The sequence below is a fragment of the Peribacillus sp. SRI_006 genome, assembly GCF_057586375.1.
The window spans coordinates 207203-229411 of the sequence record NZ_JBYCZT010000009.1 but is presented as its reverse complement, the minus strand read 5'-3'; the positions used below and the strand labels follow the sequence as shown (position 1 = coordinate 229411).

The 22209-nt window shown below is 41.2% G+C and carries 23 protein-coding genes, 1 pseudogene and 2 riboswitches; of the genes and pseudogenes, 18 read left to right on the top strand and 6 right to left on the bottom strand.

Going from position 1 to position 22209, the window contains the following annotated elements; all coding sequences use genetic code 11:
• The first annotated feature begins 2 nt into the window (after positions 1 to 2).
• The 4 genes from AC2YHV_RS15140 (at position 3) to AC2YHV_RS15125 (ending at position 3850) form a co-directional block, all read left to right on the top strand.
• Positions 3 to 173 (top strand): YozD family protein, encoded by a 171-nt coding sequence (locus AC2YHV_RS15140; RefSeq protein ID WP_064505166.1) that lies wholly within the window; start codon positions 3 to 5, stop codon positions 171 to 173.
• 230 nt (positions 174 to 403) lie between these two features.
• Positions 404 to 1108, top strand: coding sequence for a purine-nucleoside phosphorylase (gene deoD, locus AC2YHV_RS15135; RefSeq protein ID WP_034307509.1), 705 nt, complete (start codon positions 404 to 406; stop codon positions 1106 to 1108).
• 280 nt (positions 1109 to 1388) lie between these two features.
• On the top strand, positions 1389 to 2849 hold the full coding sequence (locus tag AC2YHV_RS15130) for a lmo1851 family serine protease (protein WP_487373534.1): 1461 nt from the start codon (positions 1389 to 1391) through the stop codon (positions 2847 to 2849).
• Between the two features lie 113 nt (positions 2850 to 2962).
• Complete coding sequence (locus AC2YHV_RS15125) at positions 2963 to 3850, top strand: LCP family protein (protein WP_487373533.1); 888 nt, start codon at positions 2963 to 2965, stop codon at positions 3848 to 3850.
• 173 nt (positions 3851 to 4023) lie between these two features.
• Here AC2YHV_RS15125 and mtnA read toward each other — a convergent pair whose 3' ends face one another.
• From mtnA to AC2YHV_RS15110, 3 genes are all read right to left on the bottom strand, one after another.
• Positions 4024 to 5070, bottom strand: a complete 1047-nt coding sequence (gene mtnA, locus AC2YHV_RS15120) for an S-methyl-5-thioribose-1-phosphate isomerase (RefSeq protein WP_487373532.1) — start codon at positions 5068 to 5070, stop codon at positions 4024 to 4026.
• A 14-nt stretch (positions 5071 to 5084) separates the two neighbouring features.
• Entirely contained in the window at positions 5085 to 6287 is a 1203-nt protein-coding gene (gene mtnK / locus AC2YHV_RS15115) for an S-methyl-5-thioribose kinase (protein WP_487373531.1), read from the bottom strand.
• A gap of 78 nt (positions 6288 to 6365) precedes the next feature.
• Positions 6366 to 6519, bottom strand: a riboswitch (SAM riboswitch).
• Between the two features lie 71 nt (positions 6520 to 6590).
• Entirely contained in the window at positions 6591 to 7373 is a 783-nt protein-coding gene (locus tag AC2YHV_RS15110) for a carbon-nitrogen family hydrolase (RefSeq protein ID WP_487373530.1), read from the bottom strand.
• 99 nt (positions 7374 to 7472) lie between these two features.
• On the opposite strand from AC2YHV_RS15110, the gene AC2YHV_RS15105 reads away from it, so the two are divergent.
• The 7 genes and pseudogenes from AC2YHV_RS15105 to AC2YHV_RS15075 form a co-directional block, all read left to right on the top strand.
• On the top strand, positions 7473 to 8645 hold the full coding sequence (locus AC2YHV_RS15105; RefSeq protein ID WP_278088590.1) for a pyridoxal phosphate-dependent aminotransferase: 1173 nt from the start codon (positions 7473 to 7475) through the stop codon (positions 8643 to 8645).
• Between the two features lie 118 nt (positions 8646 to 8763).
• A riboswitch (SAM riboswitch) is annotated at positions 8764 to 8917 on the top strand.
• 108 nt (positions 8918 to 9025) lie between these two features.
• The gene (mtnW, locus tag AC2YHV_RS15100) at positions 9026 to 10258 is read left to right on the top strand and encodes a 2,3-diketo-5-methylthiopentyl-1-phosphate enolase (protein ID WP_487373529.1); all 1233 of its coding nucleotides are present in this window, start codon (positions 9026 to 9028) and stop codon (positions 10256 to 10258) included.
• 6 nt (positions 10259 to 10264) lie between these two features.
• Positions 10265 to 10924, top strand: coding sequence for a 2-hydroxy-3-keto-5-methylthiopentenyl-1-phosphate phosphatase (locus tag AC2YHV_RS15095; RefSeq protein ID WP_057277346.1), 660 nt, complete (start codon positions 10265 to 10267; stop codon positions 10922 to 10924).
• Positions 10921 to 11550: a methylthioribulose 1-phosphate dehydratase gene (locus AC2YHV_RS15090; RefSeq protein WP_057277347.1), complete on the top strand. Its 630-nt coding sequence runs from the start codon at positions 10921 to 10923 to the stop codon at positions 11548 to 11550. The genes AC2YHV_RS15095 and AC2YHV_RS15090 overlap by 4 nt, the downstream gene beginning before the upstream one ends.
• Before the next feature lie 24 nt (positions 11551 to 11574).
• Positions 11575 to 12108, top strand: a complete 534-nt coding sequence (locus AC2YHV_RS15085; RefSeq protein WP_098864273.1) for a cupin domain-containing protein — start codon at positions 11575 to 11577, stop codon at positions 12106 to 12108.
• Positions 12109 to 12536: 428 nt separating this feature from the next.
• On the top strand, positions 12537 to 13463 hold the full coding sequence (locus tag AC2YHV_RS15080; RefSeq protein WP_487373528.1) for a CobW family GTP-binding protein: 927 nt from the start codon (positions 12537 to 12539) through the stop codon (positions 13461 to 13463).
• Between the two features lie 66 nt (positions 13464 to 13529).
• Positions 13530 to 13676: pseudogene (locus tag AC2YHV_RS15075) on the top strand (DUF2188 domain-containing protein); the annotation flags it as partial.
• A 57-nt stretch (positions 13677 to 13733) separates the two neighbouring features.
• Here the strand turns inward: AC2YHV_RS15075 and AC2YHV_RS15070 are convergent.
• Positions 13734 to 13976, bottom strand: a complete 243-nt coding sequence (locus AC2YHV_RS15070; RefSeq protein WP_034307479.1) for a hypothetical protein — start codon at positions 13974 to 13976, stop codon at positions 13734 to 13736.
• A gap of 111 nt (positions 13977 to 14087) precedes the next feature.
• Between AC2YHV_RS15070 and AC2YHV_RS15065 the strand changes: the two genes are divergently transcribed.
• From AC2YHV_RS15065 to AC2YHV_RS15040, 6 genes are all read left to right on the top strand, one after another.
• Positions 14088 to 14354 (top strand): hypothetical protein, encoded by a 267-nt coding sequence (locus AC2YHV_RS15065; protein WP_063575892.1) that lies wholly within the window; start codon positions 14088 to 14090, stop codon positions 14352 to 14354.
• A gap of 119 nt (positions 14355 to 14473) precedes the next feature.
• On the top strand, positions 14474 to 15439 hold the full coding sequence (locus AC2YHV_RS15060; RefSeq protein WP_487373527.1) for a YncE family protein: 966 nt from the start codon (positions 14474 to 14476) through the stop codon (positions 15437 to 15439).
• A 1-nt stretch (position 15440) separates the two neighbouring features.
• Positions 15441 to 16127 carry a response regulator transcription factor gene (locus AC2YHV_RS15055; RefSeq protein ID WP_487373526.1) on the top strand — a complete coding sequence of 229 codons (687 nt, stop codon included), beginning with the start codon at positions 15441 to 15443 and terminating at the stop codon, positions 16125 to 16127.
• Positions 16124 to 17539 (top strand): sensor histidine kinase, encoded by a 1416-nt coding sequence (locus AC2YHV_RS15050; RefSeq protein ID WP_487373525.1) that lies wholly within the window; start codon positions 16124 to 16126, stop codon positions 17537 to 17539. Before AC2YHV_RS15055 ends, AC2YHV_RS15050 begins: the two co-directional genes overlap by 4 nt.
• A gap of 19 nt (positions 17540 to 17558) precedes the next feature.
• Positions 17559 to 17996, top strand: a complete 438-nt coding sequence (locus tag AC2YHV_RS15045) for a FixH family protein (protein WP_057277352.1) — start codon at positions 17559 to 17561, stop codon at positions 17994 to 17996.
• Positions 17997 to 18443: 447 nt separating this feature from the next.
• A complete protein-coding gene (locus tag AC2YHV_RS15040; protein WP_487373524.1) occupies positions 18444 to 19202 on the top strand; it encodes a CAP domain-containing protein in 759 nt (252 codons plus the stop codon).
• Between the two features lie 188 nt (positions 19203 to 19390).
• On the opposite strand, the gene AC2YHV_RS15035 is transcribed toward AC2YHV_RS15040, so the two are convergent.
• Positions 19391 to 19858: a hypothetical protein gene (locus tag AC2YHV_RS15035; RefSeq protein WP_034307462.1), complete on the bottom strand. Its 468-nt coding sequence runs from the start codon at positions 19856 to 19858 to the stop codon at positions 19391 to 19393.
• A 158-nt stretch (positions 19859 to 20016) separates the two neighbouring features.
• Here AC2YHV_RS15035 and AC2YHV_RS15030 point away from each other — a divergent pair, with 158 nt between their 5' ends.
• Positions 20017 to 20790 (top strand): SDR family oxidoreductase, encoded by a 774-nt coding sequence (locus AC2YHV_RS15030; RefSeq protein WP_106027692.1) that lies wholly within the window; start codon positions 20017 to 20019, stop codon positions 20788 to 20790.
• A 63-nt stretch (positions 20791 to 20853) separates the two neighbouring features.
• Here AC2YHV_RS15030 and AC2YHV_RS15025 read toward each other — a convergent pair whose 3' ends face one another.
• Positions 20854 to 22209, bottom strand: coding sequence for an MATE family efflux transporter (locus AC2YHV_RS15025; protein WP_098864279.1), 1356 nt, complete (start codon positions 22207 to 22209; stop codon positions 20854 to 20856).

Here is a 22209-nt window from a genome sequence, read left to right as displayed (position 1 = left end):
ATTTGCGAGAAATTGAGGTTTTTATTGATACAGAAGAGATAGCGGAATTCTTTTTTCAAGAATTGATAAGACGGGGCTATCTTCCAACAGAAGCTGAAGTTGAAGATCTTGCTGACATCACATTCGAATATCTTCTTGAAAAATGCATAATTGATGAAGAAGTCGATGAGTAACCTGTCATAAGACGGTTAGCAGCTTCCTTTCCCTTAATTTTATTAACCATTAAAAAAAAGACGGCGGACCTCCGCCGTTTTGTTTGCGATTTAGGAAGGGTGCCAAAAGTCGTTTCGTGATTTCCATTTTTCAAGTTCCAGATAAGGTTCGATTTTCCTAACTTGTGGTTGATATGGTATAGTAGTTTTTGAATATCATTTCAACCACAAGTTAAGGAGGACATAGTCGTATGAGCGTACATATTGGTGCAAAAGAGAATGAAATTGCGGAAACGGTCTTACTTCCTGGGGACCCGTTGCGTGCAAAATATATTGCTGAAACATTTTTAGAGGATGCTAAACTTTATAATGAAGTTCGTAACATGTTTGGATATACAGGGACATATAAAGGAAAACGAATTTCTGTACAAGGTACAGGCATGGGTGTCCCATCCATTTCGATTTACGTGAATGAATTGATGAATAGCTATAATGTTCAGAAGTTGATTCGTGTGGGAACTGCAGGAGCGATTCAAAAAGATGTAAAAGTCAGGGATGTGATCCTTGCCATGAGTGCCTCCACCGATTCCCAAATGAATCGTATGACTTTCGGCGGGGTGGACTTTGCCCCGACCGCAGATTTCGAATTACTAAGAAAAGCTTATGACGCCGGCACGGCAAAGGGCTTGCAATTGAAGGTCGGTAATGTATTTACGGCCGATCAGTTTTATAACGATAATAGTGAATTGGAAAAATGGGCAAAATACCAAATACTTGCGATAGAAATGGAATCAGCGGCCCTTTACACGCTTGCTGCTAAATTTGGACGCCAAGCTTTATCTGTATTGACCATTTCCGATCACATTTTAACTGGTGAGGAAACGTCGGCGGATGAGCGCCAGTCAACTTTTAACGAAATGGTTGAAGTGGCATTGGAAGCAGCTATCCAGGACTGATAATTGGATGTAAATGACAGGCGGGTGACCAGGAATAAGTGATGCTGTATAATGGCAGTTTGGATACAGGCTCATTTGTTCCAGGTATCCGCATTTTTGTAATATCAGGAGATGCCTGTTGTCCTTGGAGCATTCTCCATGATTTGAAGTTTATTAAAAAATACATATGGCTATAAGTTGTTATTTTTGATAACTATTATTTTTCGATTGGCATGAAAGCTGATAAAATAGGAATGAAATCGTTTATATCGTCATGAAGAATGAAAGTGGTGAGGCTTCAGTGGAAGAAGAAAATCAAAAACAGCCAAAAGAGGCAGGGAAATTCATTAAAATGAAGAAGTTTACGTTCATTATGGGGATTTTCTTAGTCATATTTCTAACTGCAGGGATTACTACAATAGCCTTGACCTTTGGAGATGAAAAAGTAGAGTCATTAGCACCGGATAAGCATGCGGAATTTGAAAAGCTGTATTCTACATACGATAAGATAAAAGATGACTATTATGAAGAGGTTGATGAAGAAAAACTTGTTGACGGCGCAATTAATGGAATGATCAAATCATTGGATGATCCCTATTCTGCTTATATGGATAAAAAGGAAGCATCGAGTTTCCATGAGAGCATCTCTTCATCTTTTGAAGGAATCGGTGCTGAGATTCAGGAGCAGGATGGACAAATCATGGTCGTCTCACCGATAAAAGGGTCCCCAGCAGAAAAAGCAGGGGTAAAACCGAATGATATCATATTAAGTGTGGACGGTAAAAGTGTTGAAGGACTCAGCTCTTCTGAAGCTGTCCTGAAAATCAGGGGCGAGAAGGGTACAAAAGTGGATCTATCCATCTCAAGAGCTGGTGAGTCGGAACCGATTAAGCTCACCATTAAACGGGATACAATTCCGATTGAAACGGTATATGCGGAAATGCTTGATGATGGAGTTGCAAAAATTCAAGTGACCAGTTTTTCCGAACATACAGTCCAAGAGTTGAAAACGGCGCTTGAAGAAATGTCGAAGAAGGATATGAAGGGTCTCGTATTGGATTTGCGGGGAAACCCAGGAGGACTGCTTGATCAAGCAATAAAAATGGCAAGCCTGTTCATACCTAATGGGAAAGTGGTCCTTCAAGTTGAGGATCGCAGCGGGAAAAAAGATGTATATAAATCGGAGAATGATGGAGAACTGAAAATCCCGGTAGTCGTGCTGATTGATGATGGAAGTGCCAGTGCTTCTGAAATCGTTGCAGCGGCTGTCAGTGAGTCTGCGGACATTCCATTGATCGGTGTCAAGTCATTTGGGAAAGGGACAGTGCAGACTGCCCAAGACTTCGAAGATGGATCTAACTTCAAATATACGGCAGCTAAATGGTTGACTCCTGAAGGCAATTGGATTCATAAAAAAGGGATCAAGCCGGATATTACTGTGAAGCTTCCTGATTATGCCAGCCTTCCGTACATTTCGCCTGATAAGGAATTGAAAGCATCCGATTCTTCTAGTGAAGTTAAGGCGGCTGAAGAGATGCTGAAGGAAGCAGGACATGATCCAGGTAAAATAGATGGATTCTTCGATGAAGCAACCAAGAATGCGGTCACAGCATTCCAAAGGGAACAAAAAATTAAAGAAACCGGCACCATTAAGGATGATACTACCGTGAAATTGATGCAGGTCATCCGCGAGAAAATCCTTAAAAACGACACACAAGTGAAAAAGGCAGTAGAAGTATTAAAGAAAGAAATCAATAAATGATTTTGATTGAAAAGCCTGTCAGCGGATATCGTTGGCAGGCTTTTTTTTCGTTTTATGCATAGAATTCCAAAATTAGGCAGAGAATAGGGGTAATTTTCCGATGAGGTGAGGTAATGAAAGAAAAGGTATTGTTCATATATCTATTGGTCTTGATTCTGGCAGGCTGCACCTATGCCCCTTTACCCAAACAAAATGGAAATGAAGGTACGGAAAAAAAACTAACCAATGAAAATAACCAGGAAAACGATAAAACTTTTTTGTTAATTGGTGTTGACACAAGGGGAGAGCAAAAATCTCGATCAGATGCGATTATCCTTGCAAAATACTTTCCTGAGCAGGAGAAACTGAAGCTGGCTTCCATTATGCGTGATAGTTATGTGAAAATCCCCGGGAATAAATCAGGATATAACAAAATAAATGCTGCTTATTATTATGGTGGGAGGGAATTGCTCAAGAAAACCATACAGGAAAACTTCGATGTCAAGATCGACCATGTAGCGGTAATCGACTTTAAGGGATTTGTGAAGATGGTGGATTTACTTGCCCCTGAGGGGGTGGCGGTGAATGTGGATCAGGAAATCATAGATGATATGAGCATCCAAGCAAGCGTCGGTAAAAATGTTTTACATGGTGAGGAATTATTGAAATATGTCCGTTTTAGACATGACGATGAAAGTGATTTTGGCAGGGTTGAACGACAACAAGAAGTAATGGTTCAATTAAAAACAGCGTTTATAAATCAAATCTCATCCTTCGAAGGGATGGCGGCCCTTCCTAGTATAATCGAACAAGGACTCTCGTACTTGGATACGGATATTGGACTGAAAACAATAATGGAAATGGGTCCCAAAGCCGTCTTCCATACACCGGACACGGTCGAGACCTTAAGGGTTCCAGTGAAAGGAAGCTTCAAAGATGAAATATATCCCCAGTCCGGAGCCGTTTTGGAAATAGACTACACTAAAAATAAGAAGGCGCTTCAGGAGTTCTTTTCAAAATAATAAGAATGTCCTATTCTCTTTTATTATCGAAGACATCCTAATATTAACTGAAGATATTCAAATTTAAATATTGTATTATAGACCTCGCAAGAATAATCTTAATTCAATCACTTTAAAAAACGAGAGGGACAAAAAATCCTTCTCGTTTTTTAACACCATAAAAGGAACCTGGATCAATTAACAAAATGCGGAATGTTTTTGAAGAAATCCGGTGTTATGATGCCGTTTTCGGTAATGATGCTTGTAATTAGATGATTCGGTGTAACGTCGAAGGCTGGATTGAAAGTCTTCACGTTTTCCGGAGCGATCCTTACACCTTGAATGAAGGTGATTTCCGTTCCATTCCGTTCTTCGATCGGGATGGATGTGCCGGATTCGATAGAAAGGTCGAATGTGCTTGATGGTGCGGCCACATAAAAGGGGATACCAAAGTGCTTGGCTAATATGGCCAATCCCAACGTCCCGATTTTATTGGCAGTATCTCCATTTGCCGCAATCCTGTCGGCCCCGACGATAATTCCCTTTATTCCTTTCTGGTGAATCGTATGGGCAGCCATATTATCAGAAATTAAGGTGACGTCAACTCCCGCTTGCATCAATTCCCAAGCCGTCAAACGCGCCCCTTGCAGGACAGGCCTTGTTTCACATGCGTACACTTTTAGCGGAAAGTCCCTTTCTTTAGCCAGGTGGAAGGGAGCCAAGGCTGTGCCATACCGAGCCGTGGCGATTCCCCCGGCGTTGCAATGCGTAAGAATGGAATCTCCTCTAGTGAATAGCGATAAACCATGTTCCCCGATTTTCCTGCACATTTCTTCATCTTCAGCAAAGATGGCTTTAGCCTCCGATATAAGTGCTTCCTTGGCAGTTGAAATGCTTTGCGCAGCCTGCAAGGTGTTCTCCATCCTCCTTAACGCCCAAAAAAGGTTGACTGCAGTAGGCCGTGAAGAGGCGAGTTTTTCAATATGCCTCATTACATTTTTCTTGAATTCCCCTAAATCAGCGGTTGTTTCCTGCTTGGCGCCAAGTGCAACACCAAATGCTGCCGTCAGCCCAATTGCTGGGGCACCGCGAACTTTTAATGACAAAATGCTGTCATATACATCATCAACAGAATGAAGTTCAATAAATTCTGTTATGGAAGGAAGGGCTTGTTGATTTAATAATGTAATATGGGTATCATCCCAATGTACCGAATATGGTAAGGGTGCAATTGTAGTCATATGCAGGTCTCCTTTTAAATGGTTGAGTAAGATGGCAGTGTCCGTTGCTTCAACGCTTCAATGACGGCTGGAACATCCAATTCTCCCCGTTTTTTAATTAAAAAAGTACCGATTTCCAATGTTGCCGTTTTGGCTGCGATCCTTGTTTCTTTATCTTCAATGACGTTTAAATCGGCTACATGGGAAAGGCCAATGGTTCGCCGAATCAGTTCGCAGCCTGCAAAGCCGAATGCATCTTTTTTGAATTTTGTCAGCAAATAAGGCAGATACCCTTTCACATGGCGGAATGGGCTTTTATTTTGGGATTCCCATAATTCGGTATAAGTTTCTTCAAAGGCATTCCAAAATTCATGAAGGAGCGTGAAAATCTCTTCCTTTCCAGCGCCATTTCGTGTAATTGCCTGAAAGAGAAGGTTGGCGGTGTATTGACCAAGGTCAAAACCAACTGGCCCATAAAAAGCGAATTCCGGGTCAATAACCTTTGTTTCAGTTTTACTTGCAAATATACTTCCAGTATGTAAATCTCCATGAAGCAAGGCTTCCTGCTCGGTTTCAAAGCTTTGCTTCAGCTTGGCGACCTCAAGTATCACTTCTTGATCATTCCATATTTTTTGGGCGGCATCTTTCAATTCCACCTCGAAATCTCCAGGGAGTTCCTCAAAAAATGGATCCGTGAAAATAAAGACCTCAGTGATTTTGCAGAGTTCGGGATTCGTGAAATGTCGGGCCACCTCCTTTTTCGAAGAGGGTTCTAAATGATAATCGGATGTATAAAATGCCGTCTTCGCAACATACTCACCAATATGCTGTGAAAGCAATGGAAATGAATCGCCATCGATCAATCCTGTTCTAACGATTTTCAAGTGCGATAAATCCTCCATGACTGTGATGGCAAGCTGTTCATCCGAATAGTAGACTTGCGGTACGAATTCGGGGCAATAACTTCTGAAATGAATCAGCGCATTCGCTTCAATGGCTGCCCTTTTCAATGTCAGCGGCCAGCTTTCACCAAGTACCTTGGCATAAGGGACCGCTTGTTTGATTATTAGACCTTTGTTTGTGACCGTGTCTGTAATATGAAAAACATAATTTAAGTTTCCATCGCCGATTTCATTACATTTCAAACTTGCATCCGCATTGACCAACCCAAGTTTTTTTGCAAGAGTTATAGCTGTTTCGTTTGTCAATCTCTTAAAATTTGAATGGTTTTGAGTCATTCTTTTCCCCTCCAGATTCAAAATAAGAATAAAAAAGCCTCTTTCATATAGAAAGAGGCAGAAGTTTTGGCTTCGGACCTCTTATCTTCCAGAAAATGAATTCTGGTGGAATTAGCACCGTGCTCTGTGGATTCAATAATCCGGCGGAAGATCCGCCCCATTTCACAATGGTATTACAGTCGGTTGCTGGGCTTCATAGGGCCTTTATCCCTCAGCCTGCTCTTGATAAGAGTAAATGTTTTCTGAAATTTTAATCTTCGGGAAAATAATATCAACTTTTTAAATAGTTTGTCAATGGGTAAATTAATAAAAGTCAGGACGGCGATCTTCGAATACAGGTATTTTGTTACGTGCTTCCGTAACTTTGTTGAAGTCCAAGCTGCCTGTCAATAGTTCGTTTCCTTCTCCGGCTTCACTTATGATATTCCCCCATGGATCAATAATCAAGGAATGGCCCGCAAATATATTATTGATATCCGAACCTGTACGATTAACGGCTACAACATAGGCTTGGTTCTCGATGGCACGGCTTATCAATAAAGCTCTCCAGTGATCGAGTCTCGGCTTTGGCCATTCAGCCGTAACGAATAGAACTTCCGCGCCTTGAACGGTATGGGCTCGCTGCCATTCTGGGAAACGAATGTCATAACAAACGAACCCGGCACATATTTTTTCATCAAGGGTAAATAAACCATCTTTTTCACCTGGCTGCAGGAAATGATGTTCATCCATTAATTGAAATAAGTGAAGCTTATCATATTCTTTAATGAGCTTTCCGTGTTTATCGATGATGATCATGGTGTTATAGATTCCCTTGCTTGTTTTTTTCGCAATGGAACCGCCGATGATGTGAAACTGGTGTTTCTGTGCCTGTGTTTTAAGAAATTCAATCGTTTTTTCTGCCTCTTGATCAGCAATCTCATTCAGCCTGGTCAAGTCGTATCCGGTTGTCCAAAGCTCTGGTAATATGACGATATCGGGTTCGGACCGAGCTGCTTTTTCCAACCATTGTTCTGCAACCTGAAAATTGATATCTGGTTGCCCGAAAGCTATATCCATTTGAATACAAGCTATTTTCCACTTCATCGTTTAACCCCCCTACATGTAAAAAATGCTTTACAAGACTACGATAAACATATATCATTTGTGACTAGAATTTCAAGAAATTTCAGAGAAGGTGTATAAATGGTGCAATTCGAAAAATCCGGACTGCTTCAGGACCTGCCCAAGCAGTTTTTTGCTTCACTGGTCGCAAAAGTCAATGCAATCACGGAGCAAGGACATGATGTCATTAATTTAGGCCAGGGAAACCCTGATCAGCCGACGCCGGAACATATCGTCAAAAGTTTGCAAACTGCCGCTGAAAAAACGATTAATCATAAATATTCGCCATTCCGGGGACATCAATATTTAAAAGATGCTGCTGCCGTCTTTTATGAACGGGAATACGGTGTCAAGCTGGATCCGACTAGTGAAGTGGCGATTCTCTTCGGGGGAAAGGCAGGTCTTGTCGAACTTCCGCAGTGTTTATTGAATCCAGGTGATACAATCCTTGTTCCAGATCCCGGCTATCCGGATTATCTTTCCGGTGTTGTTTTAGCCCAGGCAAAGACCGAACTGATGCCCTTGACAGAAGAAAATGATTTTCTTCCGAAATACGATGACATACATAAAGAAGTTCTTGATAAAGCCAAAATGATGTTCTTGAATTATCCGAATAATCCCACAGGCGCTTCTGCAACTGAAAGTTTCTTTGATGAAACCGTCTCCTTTGCAAAAGAACATTCAATTTGTGTGGTCCATGATTTCGCCTATGGGGCGATCGGATTCGACGGAAAAAAACCGATAAGCTTTCTCCAGGCGGAGGGAGCGAAGGATGTAGGAGTTGAAATATACACTCTATCGAAAACATACAATATGGCAGGGTGGAGAGTCGGCTTCGCAGTGGGCAATAAGAGTGTAATAGAAGCTCTTGAACTTTTACAAGACCATCTTTATGTGAGTCTCTTCCCGGCGATACAAGAAGCTGCGGCAAGCGCTTTGCTTGACTCACAGACCTGTGTAGAGCAGTTAGTGCAAATGTACGAGGGGCGAAGGAATGTTTTCATTGAGGGATTGAGGTCCATCGGATGGGAAGTCAAAGCTCCAGCGGCATCGTTTTTTGCCTGGCTCAAGGTACCTGGAGGTTTTACGTCCGAGAGTTTTGCGGACTATTTATTAACGCATGCCCATGTAGCTGTTGCCGCAGGGAATGGGTTCGGTGAATTTGGCGAAGGTTATGTCAGGGTAGGGCTACTGACTTCGGAAGAACGGCTGCAAGAGGCTGTGGAACGAATACGGACATTAAACTTATTTTAGTGCAATAAGGTTCACCTTTAAATAGTTAAAACTTATTGACAAAGTAGGAATTACCTGTCAGAATACAAAATAAATTCTTAATCTTTCGATACTTGGATGCAACTTATATATCAGCGTTTTCTTATTTTGAGCAGGTGGAGGGACTAGCCCGATGAAGCCCAGCAACCGACCGTAATTCCATTGTAAAATGGGGCGGAATCCTTCCGCCGGATTTTTTTGAAATCCACAAGGCACGGTGCTAATTCTTGCAGCCGATGGCTGGGAGATAAGAAGATGGCTTTTTAAAGCCTCTTCTTTATGAAGGGGCTTTTGCCATTTTGAGACCATCTCAGGCCAATAGTGACATCGAGAGTATACTAACGTGTTATAGGAGTGATCAGATGAGCGAGATAGTCGCTACTTATTTAATTCATGACTTTATTGGAAATCATGAGAAAAAAGCAGAGAGCATTGCCTTGGGTCTGACTGTCGGGACATGGACGGACTTGCCGCATTTGGTACAGAAACAACTGGAAAAACATAAGGGACGCGTCGTATCGGTGACACCCCTATCTGAAGAAGAGAGGGCAAACAGCTACTTTAATCGGAAAGTATACCGTTCGCTGATTAAAATTGCCTATCCGGCAAGGAATTTCTCAAATGATTTACCTGCAATCCTTACGACGGTCTTCGGCAAACTTTCATTGGACGGTGAAATAAAACTTATAGACTTGGATTTTGTCGGTGATATTCAAAAAGCTTTTCCCGGGCCGCAATTTGGCATTGAAGGCATAAGGGAAAAGCTGGGCGTATTTAACCGGCCCTTGGTGATGAGCATCTTTAAAGGCGTATTGGGAAGAGACCTAACATTTCATAATGATCAACTGAAGCAACAAGCATTGGGAGGTGTCGACCTAGTTAAGGATGATGAGATCCTCTTCGACCAGGAACTGACTCCATTTTTCGATAGAATAAAAACGGGAAAAAGAATATTGAATGAAGTCTATGAAACCACTGGCCACCGTACTTTATATGCTGTCAATCTATCTGGGAAAACTTTTGAATTATTGGATAAGGCAGAGCAAGCGGCTGAAGCAGGGGCAGATGCTTTATTGTTCAACGTTCATACATATGGTTTGGATGTATTGCAGGCCTTGAGTGAACATGATCGTATAAAGCTGCCGATCATGGCGCACCCCGCATATAGCGGGGCATTGGCATCTTCATCATTTTATGGTATCGGCTATCCATTATTGCTTGGTAAATTAGTAAGATTATCAGGTGCGGATTTATCCTTGTTCCCTTCCCCTTATGGAAATGTCGCACTTGAAAAAACGGAGACCTTAGCGATTGCTGAAGCTCTGACAAGAGATGAACTTTCATGGAAAAAAGCCTTCCCTGTTCCTTCTGCAGGCATTCATCCGGGCATGGTTCCGGACCTGATCAAGGATTTCGGGCTTGATAGTGTGATTAATGCCGGAGGCGGAATTCACGGGCACCCTGACGGAGCAGAGGGCGGTGCCAAGGCATTCCGTTCTGCTGTGGAAGCCGTTCTGGCAGGAAAGGAACTTTCTGAAGCGGCGGCTGAGGAAGAAACCCTAAAAAAAGCTCTTGTGTTGTGGGGAGGCCTATAAGAAATAATGAAACCGATCATCTTTTGTGATTTTGACGGAACGATCACCAACACAGATAATATCATTTCAATTATGAAGAAATTTGCGCCTCCGGAATGGGAAGCGTTGAAAGACGGTGTCCTTCAGCAAAAAATCAGTATATCTTCAGGAGTTGGGGATATGTTTTCCCTGCTTGATAGTGGCTTGAAGGATGACATCATCCAATATGTAAGAAAAACGGCCGGCATTCGACCAGGGTTTTATGAATTCGTTGAGTATACGAAACAAGCCAATATCCCTTTATATATTGTAAGCGGGGGCATGGATTTTTTCATTTCACCCCTTTTGAATGATATCTTGCCAACAGAGTCCGTTTATTGCAACCATGCATTTTTTGATAAGGAAAAGATTTATATTGAGTGGCCACATGCTTGTGATGAGCAATGTAATAATGATTGCGGTTGCTGCAAGCCATCCATTATGAGGGAAATTGCGGGTCCGGAAGATTTTAAACTCGTTATTGGAGATTCAGTTACGGATTTTGAAGCGGCAAAACAGGCCGATTTTGTCATAGCCCGTGACATATTGCTTGAAAAATGCGGTAGGGAAGGAATTCCACATCAAGGATTCGAAACATTTTTTGATGTAATTGACATTATAAAGCAGCAGGAGGTGGTTAAAGCGTGAACACTCATTCTAAAGAATGGCAGGAGTTGGCAGATATTAAAGCTGAACTGGCCGAAAGGGATTGGTTTATGGGAACAAGCGGGAATTTGTCCATCCGCGAACCCAAAAGCCCTTTCTTTTATATTACCGCAAGCGGTAAGGATAAAAGGAAGCAATCGGATACGGACTTTTTACTGGTGGATTTAAAAGGAAAACCAGTTGAAGATACGAACCTAAGACCATCGGCCGAAACTTTACTTCATACAGACATTTACCGAAAAACCAATGCGAACTGTGTACTCCATGTCCATACAGTTGAAAATAATGTGATTTCGGAATTGTACGGAGATGAAGGCCAAGTTTCCTTTCGTAATCATGAAATCATTAAAGCGACCGGTCGGTGGGATGAAGATTCGGAGCTTCGGATTCCAATCATATATAATCACGCTGACATACCGTTGCTATCCGATAAGTTCAAGCCGCATGTCGAAGAAGACTCTGGCGCTGTGCTGATACGCAATCATGGCATTACGGTTTGGGGCAAAAGCGGATTCGAGGCAAAAAGAATACTTGAAGCCTGCGAATTTTTATTTCAATATCAACTGTTACTTAATCAACAAAAGGCGTTTGCAGGTTCTATAAGATAAATACTCATAGAGGAGGAATGAATGATGGCGACGATCAGATTCCATGAAACAAACGAGGTTATTGAAAACGGTGAACAGGTAAAAGGTTTTTTAGAAACACACGGGGTAATTTATGAGCAATGGGACATTTCTAAATTACCTGCACATCTTGTAGAAAAATACGATCTAACAGATGCTGACAAGGAGGAAATCCTTGTAACGTTCCAATCAGAGATAGCGGAAATCTCTGAAAGAAGAGGCTATAAAGCCCATGATATCATCACATTATCCGATGCAAATCCTAACTTGGATCAAATGCTTGAAAACTTTAAGCAGGAACACCATCACGAAGATGATGAAGTGCGTTTCATAGCAGGTGGAACGAGTATCTTTGCCATTGAAGGCAATGATAAACAGTGGTTTGATGTACGGCTTAATCCAGGAGATCTTATTAGTGTACCAGAATCAACAAGACATTATTTCACGCTCGCGGAAGATAGGAAAACTGTTGCTGTCCGGATTTTCGTAACAGCTGCAGGATGGGTGCCGATTTACGAAAAAGACGAAGTTCAAGCATGAATCAATGTTGAAAAGCCAGCTTATGGGCTGGTTTTTATTTGTAGAAAAAAGGGAAGTCGGAATGGTCTCATCTCGAACCATGATTTTAAAACAAGACCAGATTATCCTTAATGGTTTTTTCCTGTAATCCCCCTTGGATTGAAGAAATTTGCGACACTCCTGCCAAATAATTGGCTAGCCGAGAACCCACAGGCGCTTGCGCCGAGGAGGCTCGGGGGACAGTCGGCGGAAAGGGAGAGGATTTCTGAAATCGACTGGATGTTTTTAAATAAAAAACTGCAGTCGAACTCGCTTTTCTTCGAAAATGTCTAGTCTAAAACCAGCTTACGGGCTGGTTTTTTTATGTGAATCCGGCAAGTGCTTTAGTAAGCTAGTTATGATAAAATTTAACGGAATCGAATTTAACCGGATTATAGGAGCAGATAAGAATGAAAACGACCGAAGTGTACATATTGGGCGGCTTTCTCGGCAGCGGGAAAACGACGCTTCTTCGAAATATTTTAAAACAGGAAAGTGAAGCGGGCAGAAAAGTGGCAGTGCTTTTAAATGAGCTCGGCAGTGTATCGGTTGACAGCGGACTCATTGGTGATGGAGTGCCTCTGAAGGAGTTGTTTGACGGGTGCATTTGCTGCACAATTCAAGATAAACTGGAGGTTCAGCTTCATGAGTTACTAACCGAAAATGAACTGGATGCGGTTTATATTGAAACGACGGGTGCAGCTCATCCAGTTGAAGTATTGGATGGCATAATGTCGCCGATTTTCGCCAAAAAGCTGGAGTATAAAGGGATCATCACGGTCGTCGATTTATTAAGGTGGCGCGATCGGGAGGAACTGTCTCCGCAGCTTCGACAGTTGCTTGCAGAGCAAATCCATCATGCCGATTTCATTTTATTGAATAAAGCGGATATGGTAAGTGAGATGGAGGCCGCACAGCTAATATATACGATACAGCCGCTGAATACGGATGCTGTATGTTTATTGACGGAGTATGCAGCCGTTTCATTGGCATCATTGCAGCAAATGCAAAGAAAAAGGCATAAGGGACATCAAAAGCTTGATGTACATGACCATTTGCACTTAACTGCAATCGTTCATACATTTGAAGGTGCTGTGGCACAAACCGACTTTGAAGAGTGGCTTAGGGCCCTTCCGGAAACGGTCTATCGAATGAAAGGATATATTTCCTTTACACATTCACAATACCCGCATTTATTCCAATACTCCTACGGAATGCCGATGTACATGAATGAAATGATGAAAATGCCATTGAATATCGTCATGATCGGGGAAAAGTTGGATAAGGAAATGTTGATCGGTCAGTTGAAAGCTTTGGAAGCGAAAGCGGCCCGATAAACGTTTACCGCCCATTAAAGAAGGGAAACATGAAAAGAAGACTTTCTTATTAAGGAGGCGGTATCAGTGCCATGGAATAAGAACGATTACCCAAATTCGATGAAGAATCTAGATAAAGATGTCAGGGAAAAGGCTATAGAAATCGCGAATGCTTTATTGGATGAAGGATATGAGGATGGAAAAGCCATTCCAATTGCCATAGACCGGGCTAAGATGTCAGTAGGAAATGATTAAGAAAATGGTCAGACCCACATAGGGGTCTGACCATTTTTATTGTTGCATTCCAAAGGCGGCAAATGTCTTTTCGTCTTCTATCAATCCGCAGGCAGCGCACTGAACCCGAACTTCAGGACCATTATATGCTAGATGGAATGGCAGAAGGGAGTCGTTCGAATATTGTTCAACAATCTCACCGGATTGGGGATCCTTTTTAATGGGTGTTGCTACTTGCTGAATGAGATTGAAGCGAGATTTATTTGTCCGGCAATTCGGACAGCGGTATACTTGAGACATTGTACTCACTCCTTTTTTGGATTTTAAAAAGCATGATATCTTATTATTAAGATAGTCTTTACAAACTTGAACATTAATATGTATAAATTAGTAATGGATGGAAGGGATACTATGAAAGAAAATGTCAGGCAAGAAGAATTACTGGTGGCTTATTTAAGCATATGGAACAATCGTAAGGTGAACGATGGAGGGGGAAGGGAAGTGTTGCCGGAACTCATCAGACGAGAGCTTTTGGATGAAAATGCGCATCCCCGCGCCCGAAAACCAGTATTGGAGAAATTTTACCTTTCTATTAAACGCGTGATGGAATCTTCGCTTTCGGAAGAAATGAAAAATGCAATTGTAATGGCCTATATAACTGAATTGGAAAGATTATGATTTTTTGAGTGTGTACGGATGCTTGTTAGCAAATATTCTTTTATGCTTCATACTTTTTTCACAAATCATTGTTAAAATCTTTAAAAAATAGATATTTAATGAATAAGGAGCTTAAAATTATGAAGTGGGGCATTGGGCTTTTTCTTGCCATCGTACTGCTTACGGGGTGTAATAGCGGTAATGCATTTACTAAAATCAATAAAAGTCAATCTTTCCTGGCAACTGTCAATATCAAGGATACCTCACTGACTTTCATAGACGAAAACTATCATGCTTTTGCAAAATGGGATATTTCAGAACCATTTACCGGAGCCCTGCTCCTGGCAGACAAAGATACTATCCTGCTTTATGGAAAAGAGATGGAGAAAGTCCAAGTGTACTCTTTATCTGCAGGAAAACTGATAAACAGTTGGGAAATTGGAAAAGGTATCGTCAATATGCAGTTGTTACGTGATGGAAAAAGCATTGTGGCGGTCAATCAATCGAATCACTCCATTTATTTTTTAAATGCTGAGGGGGAGGAACAAGATATTGTCAAGGTTGGTAAAAGCCCCTTGACCGTTCTTCAAGGAGAGCAAGCGAATCGATTGTATGTTATTAATTTTGGTGATACCAAATGTTCAGTGATAAATCTTGAAACGAAAAAGGTCGATTTCGAATTTCCCGTACATAGTGCCAGCACAGGCACATTATTAAGGGAAGAAAAGGATGAAATATGGATTGGAGGACATGGTGATGGGGATCAAGTGGAAGAAGATCTTTATATTTATTCGGCAAAAACGGGAGAGTTGAAGAAAAAGCTTAAGGCCCCAACCATGCCGATAAAGTTCCTGGAAAATGAGGAAGGGATATTTGTCCTTAGTCATGGGACTAGCTCCTTATATAAATTGAATGATCAATATGAGGAAGTCAAAAGCAAAGTGGTCGGCGTCAACCCCTTTGAAATGGCGAACTTTAATGAAGATGTGGTCGTGGCGGGATATGATAGTGATGAAGTGTATGTAATGGATGCTGAAACAGTCGATGTTAAAAAAACAATCAAAGTCGGCGAAGGTCCATTCCAATTGATGTTGAGGAGTAGATGACATGCATGTTTACACCATTTTAGTCGTGGATGATGAAGAAGATATGCGTAATCTAGTTGAAATGTATTTGCTGAACTCAGGTTATCGATGCCTTCAAGCTGCGAATGGAAAAGAAGCTATAAGTATGGTTGAAACAGAGGAAGTGGATTTAATCCTATTGGATATCATGATGCCAGGTATGGACGGTTTCTCCGTTTGTGAAGAAATTCGTGAAATTGGGGAGATCCCTGTGATATTCGTCAGTGCGAAAGGTGAAGAATGGGATAAGGTGAAAGGGCTGAAGCTTGGCGGCGACGATTATATCGTCAAACCTTTCAATCCAGGAGAATTGGTCGCAAGGGTCGAAGCGGTATTGCGAAGGACAGGGAAATTATCATTGAATGAAGAGAATCAAAACCATTTCCGATTCGGTAAAATTAGCTTGAACTTACAATCCAGAACGGTTTTAGTGGAAGGGAAGCCAATCAATTTAACCTTGAAAGAATTCGAATTGCTTTTATTCCTCATGCGTCATAAAAGCCAGGCACTCAGCCGTGAACAACTGCTTGAAAATGTATGGAGCGGTGAGTATGGAGGATCTTTACGTACTGTGGATACCCATATTAAAACGTTACGAATGAAATTAAGAGCGGCCGATTACATTCAAACCGTCTGGGGAATCGGTTATAAGATAGAGGAAAAGAAATGATCTATGAATGGCGAACCCTTTCTTTTAAATTATGGCTCACCATTATCTCCGCCATCATCCTATCCGTGCTGTTCGCTTACTCCCTTTCTCAATATTATTATAAAAATCTATATGTGGAGAAGCTTAAAACGGATTTAGTCAATGAAGCATCATTGCTAGGGGCGGATTATTCCGGCGGTGAAATCAGCGAGGACTTTAAGCAAAAAGTTGAATGGTTTAACAGTAAGAACGACAGCGAAGTCTTTGTCGTCAATAATCCCAGGGAATTGAGTGCTTGTCTGCCTTTTGAAATCAATTACGATACCCTTATTTCTGAAGAAGAACGGCAAATGCTTTTAGATGGGAAAGCCGTAGAAAAAGAAGGATATGAGAAAAGGTTTGAAAAGAACATCGTAGCGGCCATCATACCTCTGATTGACGAAAATCGCCTCGAAGGTATCATCTATACATATATTCCTGTAGATTCCATTACGGTCTTATTTAAGGAATTTGCTGCAAAATGGTTGGCGGCGGTTCTATTATTTTTGATTGTCGCAATTTTGTTTACTACTAAATGGTTGAAAAAGCTAGTCAGTCCGATTAAGGAAATCGAGACTGCGGCCCATCGTGTCTCAGAGGGGGATTATGACATACAGGTCGAGGTAAGGAGTCATGATGAGATAGGTAAACTGGCAATAGCCTTTAATGATATGGCCAATTCCATTCATTTGGAAGAAGAAAGAAAAAAAGAATTTCTAGAAAATGTTGCACATGAGCTCAGAACCCCGCTTAGTTACGTAAAGGGATATACGCAGGCCATATTGGATGGTGTCGTGAAAAATGATGAAGAGCAACGGAAATACCTTCACCTCATTTTAAGGGAGGCTCTTAGGCTGCAGCGGCTTGTGGGAGATCTTATGGACTTATCAAAAATGGAAAGTGCTCCATTCTTGTTAAATAAAACCCCGATTGCCTATGCGCAATTCATTGAAGACGTACTTGTGAAATATGAACCGATAATAAAGGAAAAACAATTGGACCTGAAGCTAGACCTGGATCCAGACCCGATTATTTTTGGGGATGAAGGAAGGATGGAACAGATTCTACATAACATTTTTGATAATGCCATTCAGTATACGGATTCCGGAGGGGCGATTCATATTACCCTAATTCAGCATAAAGATGATTGCGAACTGCTGGTAACTGACACGGGCAACGGGATTCCGGAAGCGGATCTGCCGTATATCATGAATCGTTTTTACCGTGTGAACAAAGCACGCAGCCGATTTGATGGCGGTTCAGGGCTTGGACTGTCCATTGTCAAAAGATTGGTGGAATTACAAAATGGTAAAATTGAAATAGAAAGCAAGGAAAAAAGGGGAACAACAGTCAGGGTCATCCTGCCGAATATAAAAGAAGAATGGAATTCATAAAAAGGGGATACGTTCAAAAATGAAAAAAATCATGTTATTTTGCATGGCGTTAATTTTTTTGGCTGGATGCGGCAAGAAAGAGGAGATTCCAAAAATGTTAAATGTCGATTTAGCTGTCGATCCAACTCAGGGTAAAGTGAATGAGCCTGTGAAATTTCAGGCAAAAGTAACATATGGGGACGAAGTCGTGACAGATGCGGATGATGTCAGTTTTGAAATTTGGCTTGCGAATAGCGATGACCATGACAAGATAGCAGTAAAACATAAAGGGAACGGTATATATGAACTGGAAAAGGCTTTTGATGAAGAAGGTACCTATTATGTATATGCCCACGTAACGGCAAGGGACATGCACAACATGCCAAAGAAAGAATTCGTCATAGGCAAACCAAGCACTCCCGAACAAAATGGCGGAAAAAAAGAAATGGACGAGATGAATGATGAAGAACTGAAATGATGAATGTACCATCAAAATCAAAACAATTCGGGCTTAAATCCGGATTGTTTTTTTATTTGGAAAACGGTTCAAGACGATAGGGGGAAAATGAGGAAATGTCGAAGTGAAACCGAAAAATTTGTAACATAAAAGTAAAGAAAGTCATAATAATTCGGTTAGTAACGATATGTCAACTAAAAGTTATTAGTATTCCATGGAAATGGTTCTATGTAACTACCATTGACAAATAATTACTGGAAAAATATGAGTATTAATACTATTGGCAGAAACATAGATAGTTAAAGCATTTCTGCTTGTTTTCTCTGAAACTTGGATTATAAATATATTTTCATTCGCATCCTGTGAATTTGATGGAAATTGATGGTGCCTTTATTACAAAAAGTGCATGTTATGATAATTCCAGAAGCAAAGCACAACAAAAAATGAACATCACAGGAGGAAATACGAATGAAAAAGAAAATGATTATGTCAGCAGCAGCGGCTGCAGCTATTATATTCACAGGAGTAGGAGCTAACCAAGCTGAAGCAGCCAACTGTGATACAGTGAAACAAGTAACTTATAAAACTACGAATAAAGAGGATATGCAAAAAGTCCTTAACCAATACCTAGCTAAATACAATATCACTATTCCTGCAGCGCAGGCACAACAAAAACCAGTTCAAAAACCAGTTCAACAACCAGTTCAAAAACCAGTTCAACAACCAGTTCAACAACCAGCTCAACAAGAAGTTGGAACAACGAACCAATCAAAACCAGCAGCAAAACCTGCAGCACCAGAAGTAACACCTGATAAATCAACTGATAAAAAACCAGAGACAAGCTCTGAATTAAGTGCTTTTGAACAAGAAGTTGTTAAATTAACGAATGCAGAACGTGAAAAACAAGGTTTGACAGCTCTTAAAATCGACACTGAGTTGAGCAAAGTTGCACGTATCAAGTCTCAAGACATGAAAGATAAAAACTATTTTGACCACAATAGCCCGACTTACGGCTCACCTTTCGATATGATGAAACAATTCGGAATCAGCTATAAAACAGCTGGCGAAAACATCGCACAAGGTCAACAAACACCAGAAGAAGTGGTACAAGCTTGGATGAATAGCCAAGGACACCGTGAAAACATCATGAACCCTAGCTTTACTCATATTGGAGTAGGTTACGTAGAATCTGGTAACTACTGGACTCAACAATTCATCGGAAAATAATAGATTAATAGAAAAGTGCATCCCATTAACATGGGGTGCGCTTTTTTTTGCGAGAATGTTTCCATTCCATGGGAAAAAATCAATTGTACCATTTATTAGCTCTCTATAATGTACCCAAATCTAAAAAAATTGAACCAAGAAATAACTGGAACCGCACCTTAACATCAGTGAGGTCCCGGTGAAGCCACTTAAATTTCCGATACATCGATTTCTGAATACTGTGTATTGAAACTTTTTTGAAGCCGTATTTCCAATGTTGATTCTTTATATTGGGCTGATGCTCCTTTTTTCTTTACAGGTGCGGGGAGTGTTATGACATGACGATCTGACTCTTCGGGAATCCCCTCGATGATGGATTGGTTAGATGTATGGTAAAGTTTCATTTTCTTTAGCCAAGATTCATCTTGTATTGGAATTCTTACGAAGACATATAAGTGGGTTTCAAATACTTCGGCATGTAAAGGGTGTTCAGATCTGGCATTTACTTTTTGTGAGCCGCCATCATTTTGGTTCATCATACCTTGCATATTGTCAGGGATCACTTGTGAAAATACCTTTTCAATGAACGATTGAACATCACTTTGCTGCATATTTTTCATGAATTCCTTTTGGTTAGGGTTATTCTTAAAAGAAAAAAGTGAATTCCAGGGAAACATATTGAATTCCTCTCTCCTGTTTATGGTCTGACAGGTTTATTTGTTATATTTTATGCAGCTAAAGCCCAGAGGTTCTTTTTTATAATTACTAAATTATAGAAAGTGGAATAAACTTATGTATAATTAAGTAAAATCCATTAGATAAAGAGGGTAAGCCTGTGGATGAAAAAGTAGCTTTTATTACTGGTGGAGCAACGGGTATCGGCAAAAGGATGGCATTTTCACTCGCGGATAATGGAATGTCCATTATCATTACTTATCGAAAAAGTAAAAAGGCAGCATTAGCATTAGTGGATGAATTACAGGAACTGTACCATGTTAAGGCAATTGCGATTCAAGGTGACTCGTCAAGTGAGGAAGATTGCCGGAATATATTGCAAAAGATTTCGGAGACATTTGGCCATGTTGATATCTTCATTCATAACGCAGGGCCATATATGCATGATCGTAAACCGATGACTGAATATGGCGGCAATGAATGGAAGTACATCATGGACGGGAATTTAAATGGTTTTTTCTATTTTGCGAAGGAACTTATTCCACAAATGCGCAGCAGAAACTGGGGCAGAGTCATTACCTTAGGGTTTGAACGGTGTGAAACTGCACCAGGTTGGATTTATCGTTCTGCTTTTGCCGCTGCAAAGAGCGGCTTGACCTCCTTGACAAGAACCTTGGCTGCGGAAGAAGCTACTCATGGAATCACCGTGAATATGGTTTGTCCTGGTGATATCATAGGGGATTGGAAAGAGAAGGAAATAAGGATCGCGAGAGCAGAAAAGGATGATACGGTTCCAGTCGGCAGACCGGGGACGGGGGAAGATATAGCGAGGGTCATCACGTTCCTTTGTGATGAAAAATCGGATTTCATTACCGGGAGCATCATACCGGTAACAGGCGGTAAGGATGTTCTTGGGAAAATATATAAAGCCTAGTGATTTAGAATTTGAATTCAGAATGAATAAAAGTGAGGCTGGTGTAATCCAGCCCCACTTTTTTTATGCCATTTTTTTATATTTTACTCGCTGAATGAACCGTAAACGAGCAGCCAAGCCTATTGCCCCAAGAGCCAAGCCGGAAATTAAGCCGATCCAATACCCAAAGGCTCCCATATCCGTAAACTTTGCAAAGAAATAGCCAATTGGAAGCCCGAGAATCCAGTAGGAGACCAGTGACATGGCAAATGTAACATTTACATCTTTATATCCACGCAAAATGCCCTGAATAGGTGCCTGCAGGGCGTCCGATATCTGAAAGAAGATGGCATATATTAAAAAATGTGATGTCAGCATCATTACTTCGTGATCTTTAGTGTATAAAAAGGCCACAGGTTCACGGAAGAGGAAGAGGATGGTCGACAAAACGAGTGACATCGTCAAGGCCATCGAAATGCCAATCCAGCTATACTCTTTGGCATCTTTATAACGGGCTGCCCCGATTTCAAATCCAATGACGATCGTCAATGCCATGGATATACTTAGCGGTATCATATAAAGCAGTGACGCAAAATTCATGGCAATCTGGTGTGACGCAATCGTAACGGTATCATACTTACTCATCAAAAGGGTGACAGCCGAAAAAATGCTTGTTTCAAAGAAAATAGCGAGCCCGATGGGTACCCCAATCAATAATAAGGCCTTCCATTCTTTCCATGAAACCCGGAAAAATTCAGTGAAAACCTGATATGTCGAAAATGGGTTTATTTTTATCACGACCAGTATGGCCACCAGGGCAATTAACCAATAGGTAATGGCAGTGGCGTACCCGGAACCGACACCGCCAAGTTCAGGGAATCCAAACTTCCCGTATATTAACAAGTAATTAAAAAGGACGTTTACCGGGAGCGCACATAAGGTAATGATCATGGAAATCCTGGTTTGCCCCAGAGCATCGATGAAAGCCCTCAACGCATTATAAATGAATAAAGGAATGATACCGAGTGAAAGGGCGATCAAATAATCATGAGCCACCATGTGGACACTATCTTCAAGGTCCATGGCATTCAATACGGGGTTCAAAGAAAATGCTCCAATGATTAAAATGATCAAGGCTAAAGCCACAGCTAAATAAATGGCCTGCATCACGGAATAGGAAACGGATTTGGACTGCCTGGAACCCACCAGCTGTGAAACCACCGGTGTTAAGGCAATCAATATCCCGCTCAGCCCCGTGTATACGGGTGTCCATAGCGAACTGCCGATGGAGACGCCAGCAACGTCCTGAGTGCTGTATTGCCCCGACATCATCACATCAAAAAAAGTCATGGCATACATGCTGATTTGGGTGATCAGGATAGGTATCAATATATAAAATAACAGGCGGATCTTTTGTGATTTAGTATAAGTCTGATTCAT